This is a genomic window from Mycoplasma sp. 06067-C1-B144P-99-0482-3 (assembly GCF_051053925.1).
In the GTDB taxonomy this organism is placed as follows: Bacteria; Bacillota_I; Bacilli_A; order Mycoplasmatales; family Mycoplasmataceae; genus Mycoplasma; species Mycoplasma leachii.
In genome coordinates this window covers 236,379-259,957 of the sequence record NZ_CP144017.1, presented here as the reverse complement: position 1 = coordinate 259,957, position 23,579 = coordinate 236,379, and the positions used below count along the sequence as shown (strand labels likewise).

Sequence of the window (23,579 nt, the reverse complement as noted above, 5' to 3'; positions counted from 1 at the left end):
CGCGGTACCATCCTAATTATGTAAAATATTTTACTTTACACATCTTAACTTTACTTATCGCGTAATTACGTAATACTTTTAGTATGGTAGTAATTTTAGCTATCCAAATTAACTTTCACCAACCGTTAACTCTCTGTACTGTCTTTACTAAAATTGTATCCATAGTATTAATTAAATATTAAATTTATAAATTTATTTTATAGAATATTTTTTAGTTTTTTTAAATAACTTCTATTTCTTTTATAGCTGTACTTCTTACAACTAAAACTTTTTCACCAAGCTTAGCTCCTCAAGACTTAGCAATTTCTGATAGTTTTTCAACATTATTATCTAAATTATCTAAAGTATCAACTTTATTCATAAAAATTGAATGTCATACACCAAATGAAGTTCACAATTTCTTATCTGGACTAACTCCTAAAATTGTTACATTTGGTCTAAATTTAGAAATGGTTTTTAATAATTCACCTGTCTTTGATAAAACAATAGCATACTTATATTCACCATCTTTTGTTTTTGTAGCTAATAAGTCTGCAATTTCAGCTCTAGATCCTGATGTTGAGTTTCTTGCATTATCTAATTGTACTTGGTAGTAAATTTTGTTGTAGAATTCAACTTCTGCTCTTTTATTAATTGTTGACATTGTATGAACTGTTAAAAATGGATAATCTCCAGCAGCTGATTCACCAGATAACATTGTAGCATCAGCACCAAGTTCAGTTGCATAATAAACATCAGTTACTTCAGCTCTAGTTGGTGATGGATTTTCTGTCATTGTTTCTAACATTTGAGTAGCAACAATAACGATTTTTCCTTTTTCTCTACATTTTCTGATGATAATTTTTTCTCAATAAGGTACATCATAATATGGAATTTCTAATCCTAAATCACCACGCGCAATCATAATTCCATCAGATTCTTCAATAATTTCATCAATATTATCTAATCCAACTTGTGATTCTATTTTTGAAATAATTTGAATATGATTTGCATTAGCTTTAGTTAAGATTTCTTTAATTTGTCTTACATTTTCAGCTGTATTTACAAATGATGCAGCTATATAATCAACACCTTGTTCACATCCAAATAAAATATCTTTTTCATCTTTTTCAGATAAGAATGGTAATGAAAAATCAATTCCAGGTAAGTTAACACGTTTATTAGTTTTTACAATGTGATGATTAAATGCAGTTGCTTTAATAATTTTAGGTTCAACTGAATCAACTGTTAATTCTAATTTACCATCATCAATTAAAATCATATCTCCAGGTTTTAAATCAACTGACATATCATAAGCAACAGTCATTTCACCTTGAACACATTCTTTGTTTAAATAAGAATAATTATCTGTATAAATAGTAATTGCTTGACCTTTTACTACTTCTTGTTTATTATCTTTAAATTTTCCTAATCTTATTTCAGGACCTTTAGTATCTAACATTATTGAAATTGGCTTATTTAAAGCTTTAGAGATTTTTTTTGCAGCTTTAATTCTATAACCGTGTTCTTCATAACTACCATGTGAAAAATTTAAACGAATAGTTGTCATACCATTGTTAAATAATTCTTTAATAGCTTCTGCAGAGTGAGTTGAAGGACCAATTGTTGTAATTACTTTGGTTCGCTTTATTCTCTTTTGTAATGTTTCTTTAGTCATTATATCTCCTTAATTACTACTCATTTTAATTATATTTTATTAATTAATTTCAATATATTAATTATTAGATGTTATTTACTAAAATATCCATTAATTTCTCTTAAATATTTAATAAATGGTTTTTTATCTTCTTTTTTCATATTTAAAGTTGAATCAATATCTCTTGCAACTAATTTATTATTTTCTAACCCGATAAATAATCCACCTTTACCTTCAGCTAATTTTTCAACAGCAAACATACCTGCTGTAAAAGCAATATATCTATCCATAGCAGTTGGTCTACCACCACGTTGAATATGTCCTAAAACAGTTGCCTTAGTTTCATAACCACTAATTTTTTGAATTTTTTCAGCAATTTCTTCAGCTGAAATTCCATATGATTTTTCTGAAACTAAAATAATTAAACTTTTTTTACCTAATAATCTAAATTGTTTTGCTTTTTGACCCATTTGTTCAATTGTTAGTAGATTTTCAGCTGGTGAAAAAATTTCAGCTCCTGTAGCAACTGCAGTATAAGTTACTAAATCACCACAACCATTTCCCATAATTTCAACAACGTCTGCTCTATTGTGTGATTGCATTGTATCTCTAATTCTATCAACTGCTTCAACAATTGTATTTAATGCAGTATGAAAACCAATAGTATAATCAGTTGAAGAAATATCATTATCAATAGTTCCAGGTAAACCAATACAATTAATGCCCATTTCAGTTAATTTTTGAGCACCCATGTAACTACCATCTCCACCAATTACAACTAAAGCTTCAATTCCAGCCTTTTTTAGATTAGCTACTGCTTTTTGTCTTACTTCTAATTCTTTAAATTCTGGTAATCTTGCAGATCCTAAATAAGTTCCACCTCTTGAAAGAATATCTAAAGTTTTTTCAACATTTAGTTTTTCAAATCAACCATTAACTAATCCTTTATACCCATCATTAATCCCATATACTTCAATTTCTTTTGAAGCTGCTGTTTTTACAACTCCAGCAATGGCATTATTCATTCCAGGAGCATCCCCTCCAGAAGTTAAAATTCCAATTTTTTTTATCATTAAATATAAGCCTCTTTCTAAAAAAACACATTAACATAAATTTAATTATATAACAAAAAAGTATACCTCTAATTGTAAAGGTATATTTTGAACCTATTTTACAGATTGCACTTCTCATTTTCTAATAAGTGAAAATAAACAAGTAATTTAGACTAATAAAATATAAAATATTAGTATAGAAGAGAGGAGATAAGTAAACAACTGTTCAAATTTTATACTTACTTAGAAAAGCAAAATGATTTACTTTTTTTATAGACTTAAATAATAGTAAACAAATATAAATTTTTTTTCAAGTAAATTTTATAAAATTTTGAATTTTTTAAAAAAAATATTATGAAGCGAACAAAAGTTGATATTTGTATCATCGGTGGTGGAATTATTGGTGCTTCTGTTGCAAGAGAACTAGCAAAATTTGATAAAAAAATTGTAGTTTTAGAAGCAAACCCAAGACTTGCCTTAGAAACAAGTAGTCATAACTCAGGATTAGTTCATGGTGGATTTGATCCAAGACCTGAAACTTTAAATGCAAAATTAAATGTTTTAGGTAAAAAACGTTATGAAGACTGAATCAAAGAAATGGATTTTCCATATCTAAGAATTGATTCAACTATAGTGGCATTTAATGATGAAGAAATGAAACACGTTCATATGCTATATGATAGAGGTTTAATTAATGGACTAGATCCAAAAGAAATGCAAATCATTGATGCAAAAGAACTTCAAAAACGTGAACCAAATATTAGTAAACAAGCAGTTGGAGCTTTAGTATGTAACTCTTCAATTGCTATTGATCCAGTTGTACTAACTACAACACTTATGAGAAATGCTATTAAAAACGGTGTTGAACTAAAAGTTAATTCAAAAGTAGTAGATATTAAAAAAGTTGATAATATTTTTGAAATCAAAACTGCAAAAGATGAAATCATTCAAGCTGAAGTTGTAGTTAATGTAGCTGGACATTATGCTGATGTTATAGCAAATATGGCTGGATATGGTGATTTTAAATTAACTACAAGAAGAGGAGAATACCGTATTTTAGATAAATCTGAAGCAGGTATTGTAAATTCTGTAGTATTTATGGTGCCAACCATTCATGGAAAAGGAGTTATTGTTGCTCCAATGTTAGATGGTAGAGTTATTGTAGGACCAACTGCTTTAGATGGAGTACCAAAAGAAGAAACCTTATTAGTAACTCAACAACAATACGATAACATTGGAAAAATTGGTAAACATTTAATACCAAATATTAATATGGATAAAACTTGTACAGTTTATGCTGGTTCAAGACCTATTGATATTGAAACTAATGACTTTATAATTAGACCAGCAAAAAATGATAAAAAATTTATTAATGTTGCTGGAATGAAATCACCAGCTATTGCATCAGCTCCAGCTATTGCAGATATGGTATGTGATTTAGTAAAAAATGCATTTGATAAATTAGATAAAAAGGCTAATTGACAACCAAAAGAAGAAGCTATTCTTCCATGAAAATAGTATAAGGAGAATAACTATGACAGATAGTAAAAAATACATCTTAACACTAGATGAAGGAACAACAAGCGCAAGAGCTTTAATTACTGATAAACAAGGTAATATTATTGCTGTTGAACAATCAGAATTTACTCAATACTTTCCAAAAGAAGGATGAGTAGAACATGATGCTATTGAAATTTGAAATACTCAACGTTCTGCATTAGTACAAGTTTTAAATAAATCTGGAATTGATCCAAGTCAGATTGAAGCAATTGGAATTACTAATCAACGTGAAACTGCTGTTATTTGAAATAAAGAAACTGGATTACCAATTTATAATGCTATAGTTTGACAAGATCAAAGAACAGCTGACTATTGTCAAACATTTGATAAAGATACTTTAGAAATGGTAAAACAAAGATCTGGATTAATAATTAATCCATACTTTTCAGGAACTAAAGTAAAATGAATTTTAGATAATGTTCCAAACGCTAGACAACTAGCAAAAGAAGGAAAGCTAATGTTTTGAACAATCAACACATGATTAATTTATCGTCTAACAGGTGAAGAAGTATTTGTAACAGATCATACTAACGCACAAAGAACTTTACTATACAATATTCACACAAATGACTGAGATGATGAATTATTAAAATTATTTGATATTCCAAGAAACATTCTTCCTGAAATTAAATCATGTAGTGAAGTTTATGGTTACACATTTAAAGGGCTATTTTCTAAAGGCAATGAGCAAAGAATCAAAATTGCATCATCAATTGGTGATCAACAAAGTGCTTTGTTTGGGCAATTATGCTTAGAAAAAGGTCAAGTAAAAGTAACTTATGGAACAGGATGCTTTATTTTAACAAATACTGGTGAAGAAATTGTTAAATCAAATCATGGTTTATTAACAACAGTTGCTTATTCATTTAAAGACAAAGTATATTATGCTTTAGAAGGTTCAGTAATGATTGCTGGAGCTGCTGTTCAATGATTAAGAGATAATCTAAGAATTGTTTATAATGCTATTGAAACAGAATGATATGCTGGTCAAGTTAAAGATGATAGAAGAGTTTATGTTGTTCCATCATTTACTGGATTAGGTTCTCCTTATTGAGATTCATTCTCACGTGGTGCTATTTTTGGACTAGATCGTGGAACTAAACGTGAACATATTGTTAGAGCAACTCTAGAAGCTATTGCATACCAAGCAAATGATGTTGTTGATGCAATGGGAAAAGATATGAAAAAACCAATCGAAATTTTTAAAGTAGATGGTGGGGTTGCAAATAACAAATTCTTAATGCAATTCCAATCAAATATTTCTCAATCTAAAGTTATAAAACCAACAAACGTAGAAACTACTGCTATGGGAGCTGCATTTATGGCAGGATTAGCTGTTGGATATTGAGAAAATGTTGAAGAATTGAAAAAAACTTATAAAGTTCACTTTGAATTAACACCAGAACTAAGTAAACCAGAAGTTGATAAATTAATTAAAGGTTGAAAAGTAGCTGTTCAAAGAACATTTAAATGAGTAGAAGAAATTGAATAATTTATAAATAAAATAAATAATAATGAAAGGATAATATGTTAGAACAGATTATTTTAATAGAGTTATTTGGAACTGCATTATTAGTTCTTTTAGGTAACGGTATTGTAGCAAATGTTGTACTAAAAGGAACTAAAGGACAAAATGCAGGTTGAATCTCAATAACAGCTGGTTGAGGATTTGCAGTGTTTATTGCTGCTGGAATATCAGCTGGATTAGGTGGAGTTGCTCATCTAAACCCAGCAGTAACAATTATGTTTGCAATAAAAGCAGCAAATAATACATTTGGATTTAATACAGATGCTATAAAACAAATCTCAGGAGTTGGATTATTCTTTATTGTATTGATTGTTCAATTTATTGGAGCAATCTTAGGATCAATTTTTGTAGATTTACTTTACTGAAAACATATCTTAACAACTAAAACAGATGATGATTTCCAACCTAGAGTTTTAGCAATTCACTCAACTGGAGCTACTCATAAAACACCTATTTTAAACTTCTTAATGGAATTTATTGGAACTGTAGTTCTATTAGTTGGTATTTGAGGATTAACAGCTGCTAAATCTTCAGCATTTGAAAATATTGGTCCATTAGCTGTTGGTTTATTAGTATTTGGTATTGGTCTATCACTAGGTGGAACAACTGGATATGCAATTAACCCAGCTCGTGATTTAGGACCAAGACTAGTTCACACATTCTTACCTTTAAAAGATAAAGGTTCATCTGAATGATCATATGCTTGAATTCCAGGACTAGGACCAGTAGCAGCTGCTGTTGTCATTGGATTAATAGCAATGACTGTAAAATAAAATTTTATAACTTAATAAATTAAGCAAAATAAAAGCTTATCAATCCCCCGAACCCCATATTCCGGACTAAAAATCCAGGAAATGGGGTTTTTATATGTCCAAATTAGATTTAGAAAAAAAGTTAAAAATTGTTAAAGAAGCTAAAAAACTTAATGTAAAAAGGAGCACTTATTTAGCAAATAAATATAATATTTCAGATTGAACTGTAAAAAATTTAGTTAATAGATTTGAAGCATTCGGAATTGAAGGACTTATTAATAAGGATAAAAAACCTTATTATAGTCCAAAATTAAAACTTAAAATTGTATTATATAAACTTAAAACTAATCAGTCTTATGATGAAATTGCAAGAAAATTTAATATTGTTTATTCATCAACTATAGCTGGATGATTTAAAAAGTATAAAGAATATGGATTTTTAGGGTTAAATAATAATATAGGAAGACCTAAGAAAATTATGAAAAACCTTAATAAAAAACCAACTAAAATAAAGAAATCTCAAGTAGAAATTAACAATGAACAACAGATTAAGGAATTAAAAGAACAAGTTGAATACTATAAGTTGGAGGCTGAATTCTGAAAAAAGTTCCATACCTTGTTGACAAAACAAAAATCAACAAATAAAAAACAAAAGTAGTTTTAGAAATGTTAAAAATCTATAAAAATGTCAAAGTTTGTGTTTTATTAAAAATAGCTCAATTGCCTAAATCCTTTTTTTATGAATGAAAATATAAATTAGAAAATCCAATAGATAAAGACAAAGAATTAAAGAAAATGATTATTGATATTTTCTACAAATCATTTGAAAGATATGGCTATAGAAGGCTAAAAATGGCTTTAAAATCAAAAGGATATATTGTAAATCATAAGAAAATTTTAAGGTTAACTAAAGAATTTGGCATTCAATGCATTAAATTTAGAACAAAAAATAGACAATACAGTTCTTATAAGGGAACTATTGGAAAAATTGCTGATAAGGTTTTAAAAAGAAATTTTTACTCACCAGAAGCAAATAGAGTTTGATGTACTGATGTAACAGAGTTTAGGGTTAATGGTCAAAAGCTATATTTATCACCAATCATTGATCTTTATAATGGTGAAATTGTCTCATATTCAATTCAGACAAGTCCTAATTTAAACTTAACTAATTCTATGTTGAGAAAAACACTTAGAAAAGTTAAAAATATTAATGGTTTTATAATTCATTCTGATCAATAATTTCATTATCAACATATTAGCTGAATTAAAACACTAGAAGAAAATAACATAACTCAAAGTATGTCTAGAAAAGGTAATTGTTTAGATAATGCTATAATAGAAAATTTTTTTGATCTGTTAAAATAAGAAATTTATTATGGTGAAAAATATAATTCAATACAAGAATTAATTAGATCAATACACAAATATATTTATTGATTCAATAACATAAGAATAAAAGAAAAATTAAAAGGATTGTCTCCTGTACAATTCAGAAAACAATCCTGTTATAATATTGAAAATTTTTAGTCCGTGTTTATGGTAGCGGGGGGATTTCAGGTTTTTTTATTATCATTTTCAATCATCTAATTTAGTTGTATCACAAACTGCTACATATGGTAAGTTTCTAATTTTTTCTTGATAATCTAATCCATACCCAATAACAAAACATGGATCAATTGTAAAACAAACTCAGTCAGCAGTTAAATCAATTTTTCTACCACTTGGTTTATCTAACATAGTTAGTATTTTAACACTTTTAGCACCTTTATTTAATAAATATTCTTTAACATATTTTAAAGTAAATCCAGTATCAATAATATCTTCAATAATTAAAATATCACGATCTTTTACATCGGTATTTAAATCTAAATTAATTTTTGGAGCTGAATTTGAACTAGTTGATCCATGATAAGATGAAACAACCATAAAATCCATTTCCATTGTTAAATCACAAACCATACAAAAATCTGTATAAAAAGGTACACAACCTTTTAATAAACCAACAACTAATAAACTGTTATCTTTTAAAGGTTTATCTTTATAATAACTTTCAACTTCTTTTGCAATTTCTTTAGTTCTTTTTTGAATTTGATCTCTTGTAAATAAAACTTCTTTTACTAATGGGTGTAATTTTTGCATAGTTTCTATAATTTCCTACTTTCTAAATATAGTTCTAAAATTAGCTGTGCTGCTAAACTATCTTTATATTTTTTTTGTTTTTCTCTAGTCAAATTAGCTTGAATTAAAATGTTTTTGGCTATTTTTGTAGTTCTTCTTTCATCAATTCTAATAATTTGATCTTTATTAAAATTTTTATACATATCTAAAAACATTTCAATAACATAATCAACCATTTCAGCACGTTCTCCAATAGTATTATTCATATTTTTTGGATAACCAACTACTATAATAGTTGGATTATATTTTTTTAAATAAGATTCTAGTTGTCTTAAGCCTTGATCAAAGTTATATTCTTCAAATCTAATAGTATCTAAACTTGAAGCAATAACTCCACTACTATAAGCTAAACCAATAGTTTTACTGCCAATATCAAGTGCAATAATACTTTGTGTCATACTAAATAAATAACTTGCCTTTCTTGTGATTAATTATCAAAATGATTGTTGATATTGTAAATGATAATAGCATAGAAAAAACAACATCAGTTAAAAAATGTTTATTTAATACAATTCTTGACATAGCTATAATTATTATTAATATTCAAGTAAAACTAATTCATAAATAGGCTTTTTTATTTATTTTATTAAATAATAACAAAACAAATAATAAAGTTGTTGCTGAATAAGTATGACCTGATGGAAACGAGTTATGTTTTCATGAAGTTCATTTGATATTTCATCAATTTCTATATAATTCTAAATTAGTGGGGCTTGGTCTATTAAATGTTAATTTTAAAATATTTACTACAATTAATAAACTTATAATAGTTATTAGTACTATTACTGCTTTATAAATACTTAAATCAGGATTACTAATAATTTCTTTATTTATATGAAAATAATAAATTAAACTACTAATAATTATCAAACATAATAAATTACTAATAATTGAATAAACTATACTTTGCTTTTCATATAAAAAGTTAAAAATAATAAATCCTAAAGGAATAATAAAATAAATTAAAGTTTCTATTATATTATTAATTTTTAGTTTATTTTTTAGCTTTAAGCTTTTAATAAGATAAATTAAAGCTATTGTTAAAGGAATAGATGGAATAATAACACCTAAATTTGATATAAAAACTGCTAAGTTTAAGTTTTCTGATCTTTTAAAACTTGCAATTTTAAAATCATACACACTTCCTATAATAAATAAACTAATTAAAATAATAAAAACAATTCCAGAATATATATAATAATGATTAATCTTATTTTTCATATAGTTATTTTAACAAAATAAAAAAGAGTGACTAGACTCTTTTTTAAAATTATTTAATTGCTATTATTATTTTTTTAAATTATAAAATACTTCTAATCCATCATATACAGCATTTTTATCAAGTTCAGATTCAATTTGTAATAATCTATTGTATTTTGCAATTCTATCACTTCTTGACATTGATCCAGTTTTAATTTGTCCTGTATTAAATGCAACAGCTAAATCAGCAATAGTTGTATCTTCTGTTTCTCCAGATCTATGTGATACAACTGCAGTTCATCCTGCTTTTTGAGTCATAGTGATTGCTTCAACAGTTTCACTTAGTGTACCAATTTGGTTTAGTTTAATTAAAGTTGAGTTTGCAACTTTTTTATTAATACCTTGTTTAATAAATTTAGGGTTTGTTGTAAATAAGTCATCTCCAACAATTTGAACTTTATCACCAATTTTTTGAGTTAATTTAGTAAATCCTTCTCAGTCAGTTTCAGCTAATCCATCTTCAATTGAAATAATTGGATAATTATCAACAAGTTTTTCTAAATATAAAATCATTTCATCTGTAGTTAATGATCATTCTTGATTAGTTACTTTTTCAATCTTTTTAAAATGGTATTTTTTATCTTCTAAATATAGTTCAGATGAAGCACAATCCATTGCGATCATAATTCCATCTTTTCCTGGTTTATATCCTGCTTTTTTAATAGCTTCAACTAATAAATCTAAAGCAATTTCAGCTGGAGTCTTTGCTTTAAATGATTTTAAATCATGTTTTTCATATGCTCATTCAAAATTAGGTGCAAATCCACCTTCATCTCCAACAGCAGTAATATCTTTTTTAGATTTTAATAATGATTTTAAAGCTTGAAAAGTTTCAGAAGATCATCTTAAAGCTTCACTAAATGATTTTGCTCCAACTGGCATAATCATAAATTCTTGAAAGTCAATTGCTGAATCAGCGTGTTCTCCACCATTAATAACATTTAACATAGGAACTGGTAATTTTTTTGCTTGAACTCCACCTAAATATTTATATAATGGAATGTCTAATTCACTAGCAGCAGCTTTTGCAACAGCTAAAGAAACAGCTAAAATTCCATTAGCTCCTAATTTAGTTTTAAATTCTGTTCCATCTAAATCTAACATTATTCTATCTACTGTTAATTGATCTAAAGCATCAACTCCAATTAGTTTAGGAGCAATTGTTTCATTAACATTTTTAACTGCTTTTAATACACCTTTACCATTATAACGAGCTTTATCTCCATCTCTTAATTCTAAAGCTTCATTAACTCCAATTGAAGCACCAGAAGGAGCTTTAGCACAACCATATCCACCAAATTCAGTTCAAACTTCAACTTCAACTGTTGGTGTTCCTCTTGAATCTAGAATTTCACGAGCGAAAATTCTTTCTATTCTTGACATAAATATCCCTTTCTGAAAAATAATTTCTAATACAAGAGTATTATATTACATAATAAATACTTATTGTTAATTTTTAGAAAATGAAAATTTGCTAATAACTAATATTTTAGTCTCTTTTAGATTTTAAATCAGTAGCTACGATTAAGTTATAATTTAAGTTATAAGGAATTATTTTAAAGTTATGAGCAACTTTACAAAAAAACAGAAGTTAATTTTTAATATTTTATTAATAGTATTTAGTATTGTAGGTTTAATTGGTTTTATTTTTTATTTAACTAAATTTATTAATTTAGCAATTATATTTTTATCAATATCTGGAATTGGTTTTATTTTACTTATGATAATTTGATTTGTATTTGAAAAAACAAATAAAAAGGGCAAATAATTGATGACTGAAAAACAAATAATAAGAACAATTAAAAAAATTAGTTTAGATACAGATCATCGTTTTTGTTTTATTGCAAATTATGTTTTAAGTAATTTAGATAGTATTGAAAAAATGACTATTAACCAATTAGCAAAAGCTACATATACATCAGTTGCAACTATTAATAGATTTGTTAAATTTTTAAATTTAGATGGATATAAAGAATTAGTTCATATTATTAAATATTTTAAAAATAGTTTGCAAGGTGATCAAATTACTTACTCACTTACTAGTAATTCACTAATACTTAATGCATATAATAATATAATTTCTAGTTTAGATGAAACTTCTAAATTAACAATAGAACAACAAGATACTATTAAAAATTTAATTAGTAAAATCAAAAAAGCTCTTAAAATAGCAGTCTTTGCTGTTGGTGGCACTTTTAATATTGCTAAAGATTTTCAACAAAAGTTATTACGAATTGGTTTTAACATCACAGCTGTTAATGATTTTCATAATGGTTATTTATTAGCTAATCAGTTAAATAATAATGATTTAGCAATATTTGTTTCATATTCTGGAGAAACACTTGATTTAATTAAATTAGCTCAAGTCTGTACTAAAAATAATGTTCAAATTGCTGTAGTATGTAAAGCAACCAATAATACACTTTCTAATTTATCTAATTACTTAATAAACATTAATAGTAATGAAAAAATTGATCGTTTAGTTTCTACTACTAGTAGATTTTCTTTATTATTTGCTTTAGATCTTATTTACATATTTTTATTATCAACTGATTTAAAAAATTATACCGAGTTATTAGAAAAAACAATGATATCAAAATTTTAAAATTTACAATTTTTGAAATAAAATTACAACCTGAATAAATAAGAATTTTTTATGTCTTTATTCTTTTTAAAATAAAGTTGTATATTAACAAAATATACGATTTAAGAAGTGATATTAAATGACTAAAGACCCTAAAATAACTGCTAAAGAAATTATAAATATTATAAAAATTGATAATATTAATTCTTATACCAATTGTTTAACAAGATTACGTTTAAATATTAAAAAAAATAATATTGATCTTGAAAAATTAAAATCAATACCAAACGTATTAGGTGTTATAAATGTTTCTTCTAATGAATTACAAATAGTTTTAGGACCTGGATTTGTAAATAAAGTAACTGAAGAGTTTTCGCAATTACTAAAAGCAAATGATTCAAAAGATGATAAATTTATGTCAGCTTCAGAAGTTGGTGATATTGTAAAACAAAATCTTAGAACTAACAAAAACTGAATTCAAGATTTTTTTACTAGGTTTTCTAAAATATTTTCACCAATGATAATAGGATTTATTGGTGCTGGAATTTTATCAGGAGTTGGTGGTATCATTCAATCATCATATGGAGGAACTGTTAATTTAAAAACAGCACCAGCTGTAGTTGTTTCATGATTTAATGCCTTAAATCTAATATTAAATATTTAAAAAAATGCATTTATTATCATTATTGGCTGAAGAACTTGTGAAATTTGAGGTGGAAGTGGAGTTTTAGGAGCTATGACTGCTGCTTTATTTTCGCCAGTTTTTTCAAATAGTATTCTACCTATGATTGTAATTAATAACAAAGATAGTATTAATTATTTAGGAATTAATATAACAAATCCTACAACTAACTGATTAACTGTTGGTTTTAGACCCTTTATTAAAAATGATCAAATAATATTTTCATACCCATCAGGAAATATTCTAGGTGCTTTATTAACTGCATATGCATCATTATGAATAGAAAAAATAATTCGTAAATTTACACCTGGAGTACTAGATACAATATTAACACCAACATTAACACTATTTTTACTACTTATTATTAATATATTTTTAATAATTCCAATTTCTGGATATTTATATAGTGCTGTTGCTTGATTTTTTTCAAACTTATATACTAATCCTTTTGGTGCATTTGTTTTATCTTCTATCTTTTTATTATCTGTTTCTTTTGGTGTTCATCAAGGCTTTGTACCAATTTATGCTATTTTAATTGAAAAAACAGAAGTAAATGGATTATTTCCAATTCTAGCAATGACAGGTATGGCTCAAGTCGGAACTGGTATTGCTTTGTGATTTTTAGCAAATAAAAAAAGTTTGTTACGTCGTCAAATTCAAGGAGCAATAATTCCTGCTATTTTTGGCATTGGTGAACCAATGATTTATGGAATTACCCTTCCAAGAATTCGTCCATTTATTACAGCATCAATATCTGCGGGTTTTGGTGGTTTTTTCTTAGGATCAATTTATTTATGAGGAAATGTTCATTTTGGTTTAAACTCAATGTTTGGTCCTAGTGGAATATTAGCAACCTTTATGATGACAACTCAAGATAAAAATATAGGTTTAGGTGTTCTTATTTATTTATTAGGTTGTTTAGTTTCAATTATTTTTGGAATACTAATAACATTATTTGGCTATTCAAAAATATCTAGAATTGGAACTAGTAAAATGAAAGAAATATATAAAAATGATCAATACAAATTAGGTTATAAAATATTATTAACAGTTATTTTTATTACAATAATCAGTATTTTTATATATTGAATAATAAGTTATTATAAATTACCAAAACAAGAAAGAATCAAACTTGCAAATATTAAGGTTGAGTAATAATGAAAAGTAATAATATATTAGATATTGAAACTGAAAATATAAATAAAAATAGCTTAGATATTGATAAAAAGAGTACATCTGAAATAATAAAAATTATTAATAATGAAGATATAAAAGTTGCATATGCAATTAAAAAAGAATTAAATCAAATCTCAAATGTAATTGATCTAATCTTTGAACGTTTTAAAAAAGGTGGAAGACTAATTTACATTGGTTCAGGAACTTCAGGAAGACTAGGAATTTTAGATGCATCAGAAATGTATCCAACATATGGAATTGATCAGAATAGAATTATTGGAATTATTACTGGAGGAAATAAAGCAATAAAAAATCCTATTGAAGGCGCTGAAGATAATGAAAAATTAGCAATAGTAGATTTAAATAAAATCAAATTAAACTCATTTGATACAATTATTGGAATAGCTTCATCAGGAAAAACTCCTTATGTTCTTTCAGCATTAAAATATGCTAATAAAAAAGATGCTTTATCTATTGGTTTATGTATGGTTAAAAATTCAGAAATGACAAAAATAGCCAATCAAGTTATTAGTATTAAAACTGGAGCTGAAATAATAACTGGTAGTACAAGAATGAAGGCAGGAACCGCTACTAAGTTAGTATGTAATATGATAACAACAACACTGATGATTAAATTAGGAAAAGTTTATAAAAATTTAATGATAGACTTAGTAGCTACAAATGATAAATTAAAAAACCGTGCTTTTAAAATAGTCAAACAGTTAACAAGCGCTAAAGATCAAATAATATATAAAGCATTAGCTGAATCTAATTTTTCTTGTAAGCATGCAATTGTGATGATATTAAAAAAAATTTCTTATAATGAGAGTGTTTTATTATTAGATAACTATGATAATTCATTAACAAAATTATTAGAAGAAAAAGTATAATACAAAAAACTGAACAACAAATCTTTATTTTGTTAGTTCAGTTTTTTTATTTTATTAACTATTTGAAATTGGTTTTTTAAATTGCGGTAGTAACTCAATTCTGCCCTGAATACCAGAATATTTATCAAAAGTTTCTTAGTAGAAAGATTTAGAAACTTTTCATTTACTTAAATCACCTTTAAATGATTCAGCGCTAAGAAACATATAAGTGTCCCTTCTACATTGTCAGTTTTTCATTTACTGATATCACCATTAAATTTTTTGGCACCATGAAAAGTTCTACTCATGTTTGTTACTCTAGAGGTATCTCAACTCTCTATACCGTCAATAATCTCATTAACATTATCTTTAAATGCAGCTTCTAAACTTGTTATTTTAGTAGGTAATGATTTGGGAACTTTATTAATATTTGAAGGAATTGAATTTAATTTATAAATATCTTTTTTACCTCTAGTTTCTTTTGTATAACCTAAAAGCAAAATTTCGTTAGGATTCTTAGGATTTATAAAATGTTCAGATTTACCATTTTTACTATCTTCTAACCACTTATTATATCCGTAAATAAATAAATTTTCGTCTTCAATACTAGATAAAACATTATCATTATTCATACTTAAAGATTCTGAACTAGAACCACTATTATTATGTGATTGATCACTTTGCAATTTTTCTTTCATAATCTCAGGATCTTTGCTCTCATCTTTTTCTTTTTTAGAAAAATTTCTAGAAATATATTTAGATTTTTCTACTTTACCTTTTAGTCCGTTAGTTTTACAAGATACAACTAACACACTACTTGTAGCTATAATGTTAGGACTTTTTTCATATAATCTATCCTTACTTTTAATAAATTTATATTTCTAATCTTTAATTAGTTTGCCAATTTATAAAATATAAGTCACGAATTCTATTTTTCTTATATATTATGCTTGAAAATCTTTACATCGCAAAGAATTTTTTTACAATATTATTTAGTGTTTTTTAATTAATAATAAATAAAAACTTAATATTTTAAACTAAAAAATAATTAATAAGAATCAATGTAATAAAATTAATATATTGCTTAAATTTAGAGGTGTTAGAATGAATAATCAAAAAATAATAAATATTGCTGTTATTGCACACGTTGATGCTGGTAAATCTACACTTGTTGATGCTTTATTAAAACAAAGTGGAGTTTTTAGACAAAATCAAGAAGTAATTGAACAAGTTATGGATTCAAATGACCAAGAAAGAGAAAGAGGAATTACAATTTATTCTAAAAACTGTTCTATTACTTATAAAGATTACAAAATTAATATAGTAGATACTCCAGGGCATGCTGATTTTTCTAGTGAAGTTGAAAGAATTATGAAAACAGTTGATACTGTAATTTTATTAGTTGATTCAAGTGAAGGACCAATGCCTCAAACTAGATTTGTTTTACAAAAAGCTTTAGAAATTGGATTAAACCCAATTTTATTTATTAATAAAATAGATAAAAAAGATCAAAGAAGTTTAGAAGTAGTTGAAGAAGTAATTGAACTATTTTTAGAACTAAACGCAACAGATGAACAACTTAATTTTAAAACCTTATATGGAATTGCAAAAAATGGAATTGCTCAATATAGTCTAGAAGAACAAAGTAATGATTTAACACCTTTATTTGAAACTATTATTAATCAAGTTGGATCATATCCAACTGAACTATCTAATAATGATCTAGTAATGCAAGTTTCAAGTTTAGCTTATGATAGTTTTATTGGAAGAATTGGAATTGGAAGAATTTTTGAAGGAAGTATTAAAGAAAATCAAATCGTAAGTATTGTTAAAAATGATAGAACTATTAAGCAAGGAAAAATTGCAAAATTAATGGTTTATCAAGGATTAAATAGAGTTCAAGTTAAACAAGCGTTTGCTGGAGACATTATTACATTTGCTGGAATTGAAGATATTTCAATTGGAGATACTATTAATAATTTAAATGTTATTAAACCATTAAAACCAATTCATATTGAAGAACCAACAATGTCTATGAACTTTTTAGTAAATACTTCACCATTTGCTGGAAGAGTTGGTAAATTTGTTACTTCAAGAAATATTAAAGAGCGTTTAGAAAAAGAAGTTGAAGTCAATGTTGGTTTAAGAATTGAACCTTTAATTAATTCTGAAATTGAAGGATTTAAAGTTTTAGGACGTGGAGAATTACATATTTCAGTTTTAATTGAAGCAATGAGAAGAGAAGGTTTTGAATTAGCAATTTCAAAACCAGAAGTAATTTTTCAACGTAATCCAATAACTGGAGATTTATTAGAACCAATTGAAAAAGTAATTATTAATACACCAACTGAGTATTCTGGAACTATTATTAACAAATTAAATCAAAGAAAAGGAATTATGTTAGATATGGATTCTGATGGTATTAGAGATAAAATTACTTATTCTATACCATTAAGAGGTTTAATTGGATTTAGATCAGAATTTACAAATGATACTCATGGTGAGGGTATTATGGTTAAAAGTAGTGGTGGATATGAACTATATAAAGGTGAAATTGTTTCAAGACAAAACGGAGTATTAGTATCAATGGCAAATGGTAAGAGTTTACCTTATGCTTTAAATAATCTTGAAGAACGTGGAATTTTATTTATAGGTCCTCAAGTTGATGTTTATGAAGGAATGATTATTGGTCAGCATTCAAGAGATAATGATTTATATGTAAATCCAACAACAGCAAAAAAATTAACTAATACTAGAGCTAGTGGGACTGATGATGCTGTTAAATTAACACCAGCTAGAAAAATGAGTCTAGAAGAAGCTTTAGAATATATTTCAAATGATGAGTTAGTTGAAATTACACCAACAGATATTAGGTTAAGAAAGCGTTGATTAACTCAAGCAGAACAAAAACAACACAGAAACGATAAATACTAGTTTCTAGTGTTGTTTTTTTGTATCATTAAATTTTAAAATTCAAACCCTTCATAAGTTAAAAAGGCTAATTTGTATAAAGCTAAAACAATATCATTGTTTATTTTACTTAGTTCTTCAAAAACAGTATCTTTTTCAACTTTAAGAAAAACATTTTCACTTACAAGTTTTTCTAGAGTTATTGGAAATTGTAAACATAAATTTTTAAAAGAATTTTTGTTTCCTGTAACTATTTCATAAAATTTATCTATTGACATTCTTTTTATGCGTCTATTTCCAATCAGCTTTTGATTTTCAATCTTCATAACTCATGGAATATTTTGAGAATGTTTAGCAATTACTTCAACTAGTACGCAAATACTTTTTTCATCATTATCATAATTTAATAAATGATTTTGCATTTTCATATAAATACCAGATGCTGCCACACTATTCATAGTATTATGCTTATTTTTCATTTCAACATAATAAGTATTTTCATCACTTTGAAAAATTACATCTCATCCTTGAGATGGTACTTTACAATTTTTAATATATTTAAAAATGTTTTGGTGAAAATAACCAATCGCATTATTATTTGTTTTATCTCTTTGTCTAGATATTTCTAATTCAATAATTTCTTTAAATTCTTTATTAAAAATGTTTTTATCAAAAATAAGCTTTATTGGATCAATAATATTTCTATTAAACTTCTTCAAATTAATAGATTTTAGTGTTTCTCTATATTGATTAACGGTATTTATTACGTGTTTTTCAAAATCTTCCTGTTTAATAAAATCTAGTAAAAATTTATCGTTCATTTACATTAATTCCTTTTAAAGATTTTATAATACTTAACCCAATTTCTTTTGCTAAATTACAAGGAACAGCATTTCCAATTTGTCTATATTGACTAGATATAGTTCCTTTAAAAACTCAATCATCTGGAAATGATTGTATTCTTGCATTTTCTCTAATACTAAAAGGTCTTATTTCTAAAGGATGACATCTTTCAGTTTGTTTCATTTGAGGTGTAGTTAATACCGTTAACCCTGGTTCATCTAAACTTAATCTTCTTAAAATACCAGTTCTTCCACCTTGCATATTTCAACAACTCTTCATATATTTTTTAGCTATATTTTGATCAATGTCTTTTCAACATCCACCAGGAGGAACTAGTTTAAATATTTCTTGTTTTTCTTTTGAATATTTTGCACATTCACTTTTTGGTACGTTTTTTAAAATATCTTTTAAAACCAATTTTTTTTGATGTTTTTTAGGAAATTCAAATTTTATTAAATTAGTCAAATCATTTCTAATTCCAATAACAATTAGTCTTTCTCTTTTTTGAGCAACCATATAATCTAATGCATTTAAAACTTTATAAGTAATTTGATAACCCTGTTGAGAAAATATATCACAAATTGTTTGAAAAGTCTGTCCTTTATTATGTGTTAATAAACCTTTGACATTTTCAAATAAAAACATTTTGGGTTTTAATTTATTTAAAAAAGTAGCATAGTGATAGAACATAGTTCCTCTGATATCATTTAAACCTAATCTTTTTCCAGCATAACTAAAACTTTGACAAGGAGCTCCACCAGACAATAAATCTAATTCACGTTCTTTAAGATTAAATTCTTTTTTTAAATCACGCTGGGAAACTTTTTGAACATCTTCAAAGATTATATTTCAATTTGGTCTATTAAATTTTAAAGTCTCAACTGCTTGTTTATCAAATTCAACTAATCCAATATGTTCAAATCCAGCTTGTTCTAATCCTAAAGCAAGACCACCAGCACCAGCAAAAAGTTCTATACTTTTATATGAATTACTCATGATTCTCCTTTAGTTTTTTTAATTTACAAATATAAAATCCATCAGTATTTTCTTCAAAACCAAAAATTTGTTGTTCATAAAGTTTAACCATATCTTTATGTTTATTTAAAAACTTATTAATTTGATTTTGGTTTTCATCTTGATTAATTGTACAAGTTGAATAAATCATTTCACCATTATTTTTTAAATTATAATAAGCTGATTCTAGTAATTCTTCTTGTAGATTAATAATGCTATTTACTTGAGTTTGATCAAATCTTAATTTAATTTCTGGTTTTCTTTTAAATACTCCAAATCCTGAACAAGGAGCATCTAATAAAATATAATCAAATTCTTGTTTTTGTTTAATTTTTCTAGCATCCATATTAATTACACTAATATTTAAACAATTTAAACGAGTAATATTTTCTTTAATTAATTTAATTTTTGATTCATTTATTTCATTTGCAACAATGTTTCCAGTGTTTTTTAAAATCATTGATAAATGAGTAAGCTTACCACCAGGTGCACTACACATATCTAAAACTTTTGTATTTAAACTTGGATTTAAAATTTGACTAACTAAAATTGAAGTTTTATCTTGAATAGTTATAAAACCATTTTTATATAGATCAGAATTAATAATTCTTTTATTTGCAATTAAACAGTCATTAACATTAGTTTTTTTTAATAAATAAATGTCCTTATATTTATTAAAAAGTTGATCAGATGTAATTTTTAAAGTATTTACTCTAATATATAGCTTTGGTATTTGGTGATTATTAACAACTATTTGATTAACAATATCTTTATCATATTGTTTAATTAACATTAAATAAAGCTCATAAGAAAAAGAGTGAAGTATACATAATTCTAAGTCTTTATTATCTAAATCAATTTCTAAATATTTATCTTTAAATCTTAAAAACTTATTTAAAATTGCATTAATAAAATTAGCTTGTTTTTGACTAGTAGTTTTTGCTAAATTTACACTTTCATTAACAATAGCATAATTTGGAATACTATTTAAATAGATCATTTGATATAAACTAATTAATAAAATAATTTGTAAATCAATTGAAGTTTTTTTAACATCAATTAGTTTAGTTAGTAAGTAATCTAAATAAATTTTATTACTAATAACTCCATGCACTAAATTAAATACAAAATCTTTATCTTGCTGATTTAAATTTTTTTTACTAATTTTATTTAATAAAACATTAGAATAAGCTTTATTAACAAAAACTTTTTTTAAAATATCAAAAGCAATATATCTAGAATTCATCATTATTATAATGTTTTTGTTCAACACTAAAGAAATTAATTTTAAACATTAATTTTTGAATTTTAAAATCAACAAAATCTTTATCTAGTAGTTTAGAAAAATCCCCATGCCCTAGAACTTTGTGATATACCTTTTTAGTTAATAATTTAATTAAATAAGTTTCAGCATCAAAGTTTTTAGCTTTATTTTTTTCTTCTTCATTTTTTGCTAATAACTTAACATTAGTTTCTCAATTATTAACAAAATACATATATTTTTCTTTAACAATTTGTTCAACAATTTGTTCTAATCTTTCATATACAGTTGGAGTTTTTATATCAGTTAAACCTTCTAAATGTAAAACATCAGTAATTTTTGCAACAGCGTTAGGTACATTATCATTTTCAATTACATATTGATAATTATGTTTTAAAGGAATTTCTAATAAAGCTTTATCTAATCGTGCTTTTATTTTTTCTTCATCTTCAGTTTGTCTTCCTCTAATTCTATTAGCTAGTTCAGTTAGATTTGGAGGCATTAAAAAAATAGACAAAACATTTGGCTCTTTATTTAAAACTTGAGTAGCTCCATCTACTTCAATTTCTAAAATAACATTATTACCTTTTTTTAGTTCTTGTTCAACATATTTTCTAGGAGTACCATAAGAATCACCAACAAAATGTGCATATTCAATTAACTCATCATTAACAATGGCTTTTGCAAATTCTTCATTTGAAACAAAAAAATAGTTCACTCCATTAATTTCACCATTTCTAGGTTTTCTTGTTGTCATTGAAACTGAATATCTTAAGTGTAGATCTGGATTTTGTAAAAGTTCTCCATTGACTGAACCTTTACCAACTCCACTTGGTCCTGAAATTATGATCATTTTACCTTTTTTCATTTTTATTTTTCCAATCTAAATATGTACAAATATTTTTTGTTATAGTCTTTAAATTTTAACAGACTTAGATCTTTAATTTTAGTCAAATCTAATTTTTGGTTTGTTTCACTAATTATAATTGCTCAATCATTTAATAAATTATTATTGATTAAAAAATCAAAAACTACATAATAATATTCTATTTGTTTAAAAGGTGGATCTAAATATACTAGATCTACTTTTTGATGTTGAACTTTTAATAAATTTAATAAATCTAAATAATCTTTTTGATATAAAACATAATCACTAGTTGGAATTTTTTTTAAATTAAAAGAAATAATCTTATTAGCGTCTTTATTTAAATCATTAATAATAGCAAATTTAATTCCTCTACTTAATCCTTCAATAGATAAAGAACCAGAACCACCAAACAAATCTAAACTTGTTTTATTTTCAAAAATAAAATAATTACTAATTATATTAAACATATCTTCTTTAATTCTTGTTAAAGTTGGTCTTGTTATTGATGAGTCTAAAGTTTGTAGTTTCATCTTTTTATACTTACCAGAAATTATATGCATAATTACTCCAATCATTTATATTTAATTATAACAAATCTATTTTGCTATAATATGGATGTAATGGAGCATAAATATGGATAAAAGTTATTTGTTACAAGATAAAATTCCTTCAAATAGTTGGTTAGTTAAAGATCATAAAAAAGAAATTATAAGAACAAAATCTACTAAAATTATTGATCCTACAAATTTAAATAATGATGAAGAATTAGTAATTAAAAAATTAATTGATTTTGTTACTTTTAGTCAAGATGAAAATAATAACAATATAAATAATAAAGATTACTTACGTCCAGCTGTTGGACTAGCAGCTCCACAAATTGGTGTTAATAAAGATATGTTTTATGTAAGATTTCAACTTGATAATAATAAAATAGAACAATATGCAATGATTAATACAAAACTAATTTCAACTTCAACTCAAATTGCTTGTTTAAAAAATGGTGAGGGTTGTTTAAGTGTTGATAATGATCATCTAGGTTTTGTACCAAGACATTATAAAATTGTTGTTCAAGGTTATGATTGACTAACTAAACAATATCTAACTTTAACTTTAAGAAACTATCAAGCAATAGTCTTTCAACATGAAATGGATCATAATATTGGTGTTCTTTATTATGACCATATTAATAAAACTGATCCTTTATATAAAGATAATAATTGAATTATTATTGAATAATTTAAAATTATTGTCTTTTACTTGCATTAAATTAGATGAATATATATAATATTATCGTTTAAGAAAGAAGCACGTGCTCACCATTAGCTACTAGCAAAATGGTAATAACTTTTTTATTTTAGTTATATGCAAAAAATGTGCTTTCTAATTCTTTAATGGCACATTTTTTT

General features: G+C 25.3%; 21 protein-coding genes and 1 pseudogene. 10 read left to right on the top strand and 12 right to left on the bottom strand.

The features are described 5' to 3' along the window. Positions 1-220 precede the first annotated feature (220 nt). Complete coding sequence (gene pyk, locus V2P32_RS01150) at positions 221-1,657, bottom strand: pyruvate kinase (protein WP_434343748.1); 1,437 nt, start codon at positions 1,655-1,657, stop codon at positions 221-223. Between the two features lie 71 nt (positions 1,658-1,728). Continuing rightward, positions 1,729-2,709 (bottom strand): 6-phosphofructokinase, encoded by a 981-nt coding sequence (gene pfkA, locus V2P32_RS01145; protein ID WP_434343747.1) that lies wholly within the window; start codon positions 2,707-2,709, stop codon positions 1,729-1,731. A gap of 333 nt (positions 2,710-3,042) precedes the next feature. On the opposite strand from pfkA, the gene glpO reads away from it, so the two are divergent. From glpO to V2P32_RS01125, 4 genes and pseudogenes are all read left to right on the top strand, one after another. Continuing rightward, on the top strand, positions 3,043-4,206 hold the full coding sequence (gene glpO, locus V2P32_RS01140) for a type 2 glycerol-3-phosphate oxidase (protein WP_434343746.1): 1,164 nt from the start codon (positions 3,043-3,045) through the stop codon (positions 4,204-4,206). Between the two features lie 16 nt (positions 4,207-4,222). Beyond that, complete coding sequence (gene glpK, locus V2P32_RS01135; protein ID WP_434343745.1) at positions 4,223-5,740, top strand: glycerol kinase GlpK; 1,518 nt, start codon at positions 4,223-4,225, stop codon at positions 5,738-5,740. A gap of 35 nt (positions 5,741-5,775) precedes the next feature. Further along, positions 5,776-6,549: an MIP/aquaporin family protein gene (locus tag V2P32_RS01130; RefSeq protein WP_434343744.1), complete on the top strand. Its 774-nt coding sequence runs from the start codon at positions 5,776-5,778 to the stop codon at positions 6,547-6,549. Between the two features lie 94 nt (positions 6,550-6,643). Further along, positions 6,644-8,055 (top strand): annotated as a pseudogene (locus tag V2P32_RS01125) (IS3 family transposase). Positions 8,056-8,094: 39 nt separating this feature from the next. Here the strand turns inward: V2P32_RS01125 and hpt are convergent. From hpt to eno, 4 genes are all read right to left on the bottom strand, one after another. Next, positions 8,095-8,667 carry a hypoxanthine phosphoribosyltransferase gene (gene hpt / locus V2P32_RS01120; RefSeq protein ID WP_013447575.1) on the bottom strand — a complete coding sequence of 191 codons (573 nt, stop codon included), beginning with the start codon at positions 8,665-8,667 and terminating at the stop codon, positions 8,095-8,097. A gap of 5 nt (positions 8,668-8,672) precedes the next feature. Further along, complete coding sequence (gene ruvX, locus V2P32_RS01115) at positions 8,673-9,104, bottom strand: Holliday junction resolvase RuvX (protein ID WP_011166452.1); 432 nt, start codon at positions 9,102-9,104, stop codon at positions 8,673-8,675. A gap of 1 nt (position 9,105) precedes the next feature. Then, complete coding sequence (locus V2P32_RS01110; RefSeq protein WP_434343743.1) at positions 9,106-9,927, bottom strand: phosphatase PAP2 family protein; 822 nt, start codon at positions 9,925-9,927, stop codon at positions 9,106-9,108. A gap of 66 nt (positions 9,928-9,993) precedes the next feature. Further along, positions 9,994-11,349, bottom strand: coding sequence for a phosphopyruvate hydratase (gene eno / locus V2P32_RS01105; RefSeq protein WP_434343742.1), 1,356 nt, complete (start codon positions 11,347-11,349; stop codon positions 9,994-9,996). Positions 11,350-11,737: 388 nt separating this feature from the next. On the opposite strand from eno, the gene V2P32_RS01100 reads away from it, so the two are divergent. From V2P32_RS01100 to murQ, 4 genes are all read left to right on the top strand, one after another. Then, the gene (locus V2P32_RS01100) at positions 11,738-12,571 is read left to right on the top strand and encodes a MurR/RpiR family transcriptional regulator (RefSeq protein ID WP_434343741.1); all 834 of its coding nucleotides are present in this window, start codon (positions 11,738-11,740) and stop codon (positions 12,569-12,571) included. A gap of 118 nt (positions 12,572-12,689) precedes the next feature. Further along, the gene (locus V2P32_RS01095; protein WP_434343740.1) at positions 12,690-13,214 is read left to right on the top strand and encodes a hypothetical protein; all 525 of its coding nucleotides are present in this window, start codon (positions 12,690-12,692) and stop codon (positions 13,212-13,214) included. A gap of 72 nt (positions 13,215-13,286) precedes the next feature. Continuing rightward, positions 13,287-14,387, top strand: a complete 1,101-nt coding sequence (locus V2P32_RS01090; protein WP_434343739.1) for a PTS transporter subunit EIIC — start codon at positions 13,287-13,289, stop codon at positions 14,385-14,387. A gap of 2 nt (positions 14,388-14,389) precedes the next feature. Continuing rightward, positions 14,390-15,298, top strand: coding sequence for an N-acetylmuramic acid 6-phosphate etherase (gene murQ / locus V2P32_RS01085; protein ID WP_434343738.1), 909 nt, complete (start codon positions 14,390-14,392; stop codon positions 15,296-15,298). Positions 15,299-15,465: 167 nt separating this feature from the next. Here the strand turns inward: murQ and V2P32_RS01080 are convergent, their stop codons facing one another. Beyond that, positions 15,466-16,089, bottom strand: a complete 624-nt coding sequence (locus V2P32_RS01080) for a BspA family leucine-rich repeat surface protein (protein WP_434343737.1) — start codon at positions 16,087-16,089, stop codon at positions 15,466-15,468. Positions 16,090-16,381: 292 nt separating this feature from the next. On the opposite strand from V2P32_RS01080, the gene typA reads away from it, so the two are divergent. Further along, on the top strand, positions 16,382-18,211 hold the full coding sequence (gene typA / locus V2P32_RS01075) for a translational GTPase TypA (protein WP_434343736.1): 1,830 nt from the start codon (positions 16,382-16,384) through the stop codon (positions 18,209-18,211). A gap of 32 nt (positions 18,212-18,243) precedes the next feature. Here the strand turns inward: typA and V2P32_RS01070 are convergent, their stop codons facing one another. From V2P32_RS01070 to rsmD, 5 genes are read right to left on the bottom strand one after another with little or no spacing between them, the layout of a single operon-like run. After that, complete coding sequence (locus tag V2P32_RS01070) at positions 18,244-19,008, bottom strand: Eco47II family restriction endonuclease (protein WP_434343735.1); 765 nt, start codon at positions 19,006-19,008, stop codon at positions 18,244-18,246. After that, the gene (locus V2P32_RS01065) at positions 18,998-20,026 is read right to left on the bottom strand and encodes a DNA cytosine methyltransferase (RefSeq protein WP_434343734.1); all 1,029 of its coding nucleotides are present in this window, start codon (positions 20,024-20,026) and stop codon (positions 18,998-19,000) included. Before V2P32_RS01065 ends, V2P32_RS01070 begins: the two co-directional genes overlap by 11 nt. After that, positions 20,019-21,290 (bottom strand): 16S rRNA (cytosine(967)-C(5))-methyltransferase RsmB, encoded by a 1,272-nt coding sequence (gene rsmB / locus V2P32_RS01060; RefSeq protein WP_434343986.1) that lies wholly within the window; start codon positions 21,288-21,290, stop codon positions 20,019-20,021. Before rsmB ends, V2P32_RS01065 begins: the two co-directional genes overlap by 8 nt. Then, positions 21,280-22,173, bottom strand: a complete 894-nt coding sequence (gmk, locus tag V2P32_RS01055; protein WP_434343733.1) for a guanylate kinase — start codon at positions 22,171-22,173, stop codon at positions 21,280-21,282. Before gmk ends, rsmB begins: the two co-directional genes overlap by 11 nt. A 2-nt stretch (positions 22,174-22,175) precedes the next feature. Continuing rightward, positions 22,176-22,748, bottom strand: coding sequence for a 16S rRNA (guanine(966)-N(2))-methyltransferase RsmD (gene rsmD, locus V2P32_RS01050; protein WP_434343732.1), 573 nt, complete (start codon positions 22,746-22,748; stop codon positions 22,176-22,178). A 58-nt stretch (positions 22,749-22,806) separates the two neighbouring features. Here rsmD and def point away from each other — a divergent pair, with 58 nt between their 5' ends. Continuing rightward, entirely contained in the window at positions 22,807-23,409 is a 603-nt protein-coding gene (def, locus tag V2P32_RS01045; protein WP_434343731.1) for a peptide deformylase, read from the top strand. Positions 23,410-23,579: the final 170 nt, after the last annotated feature.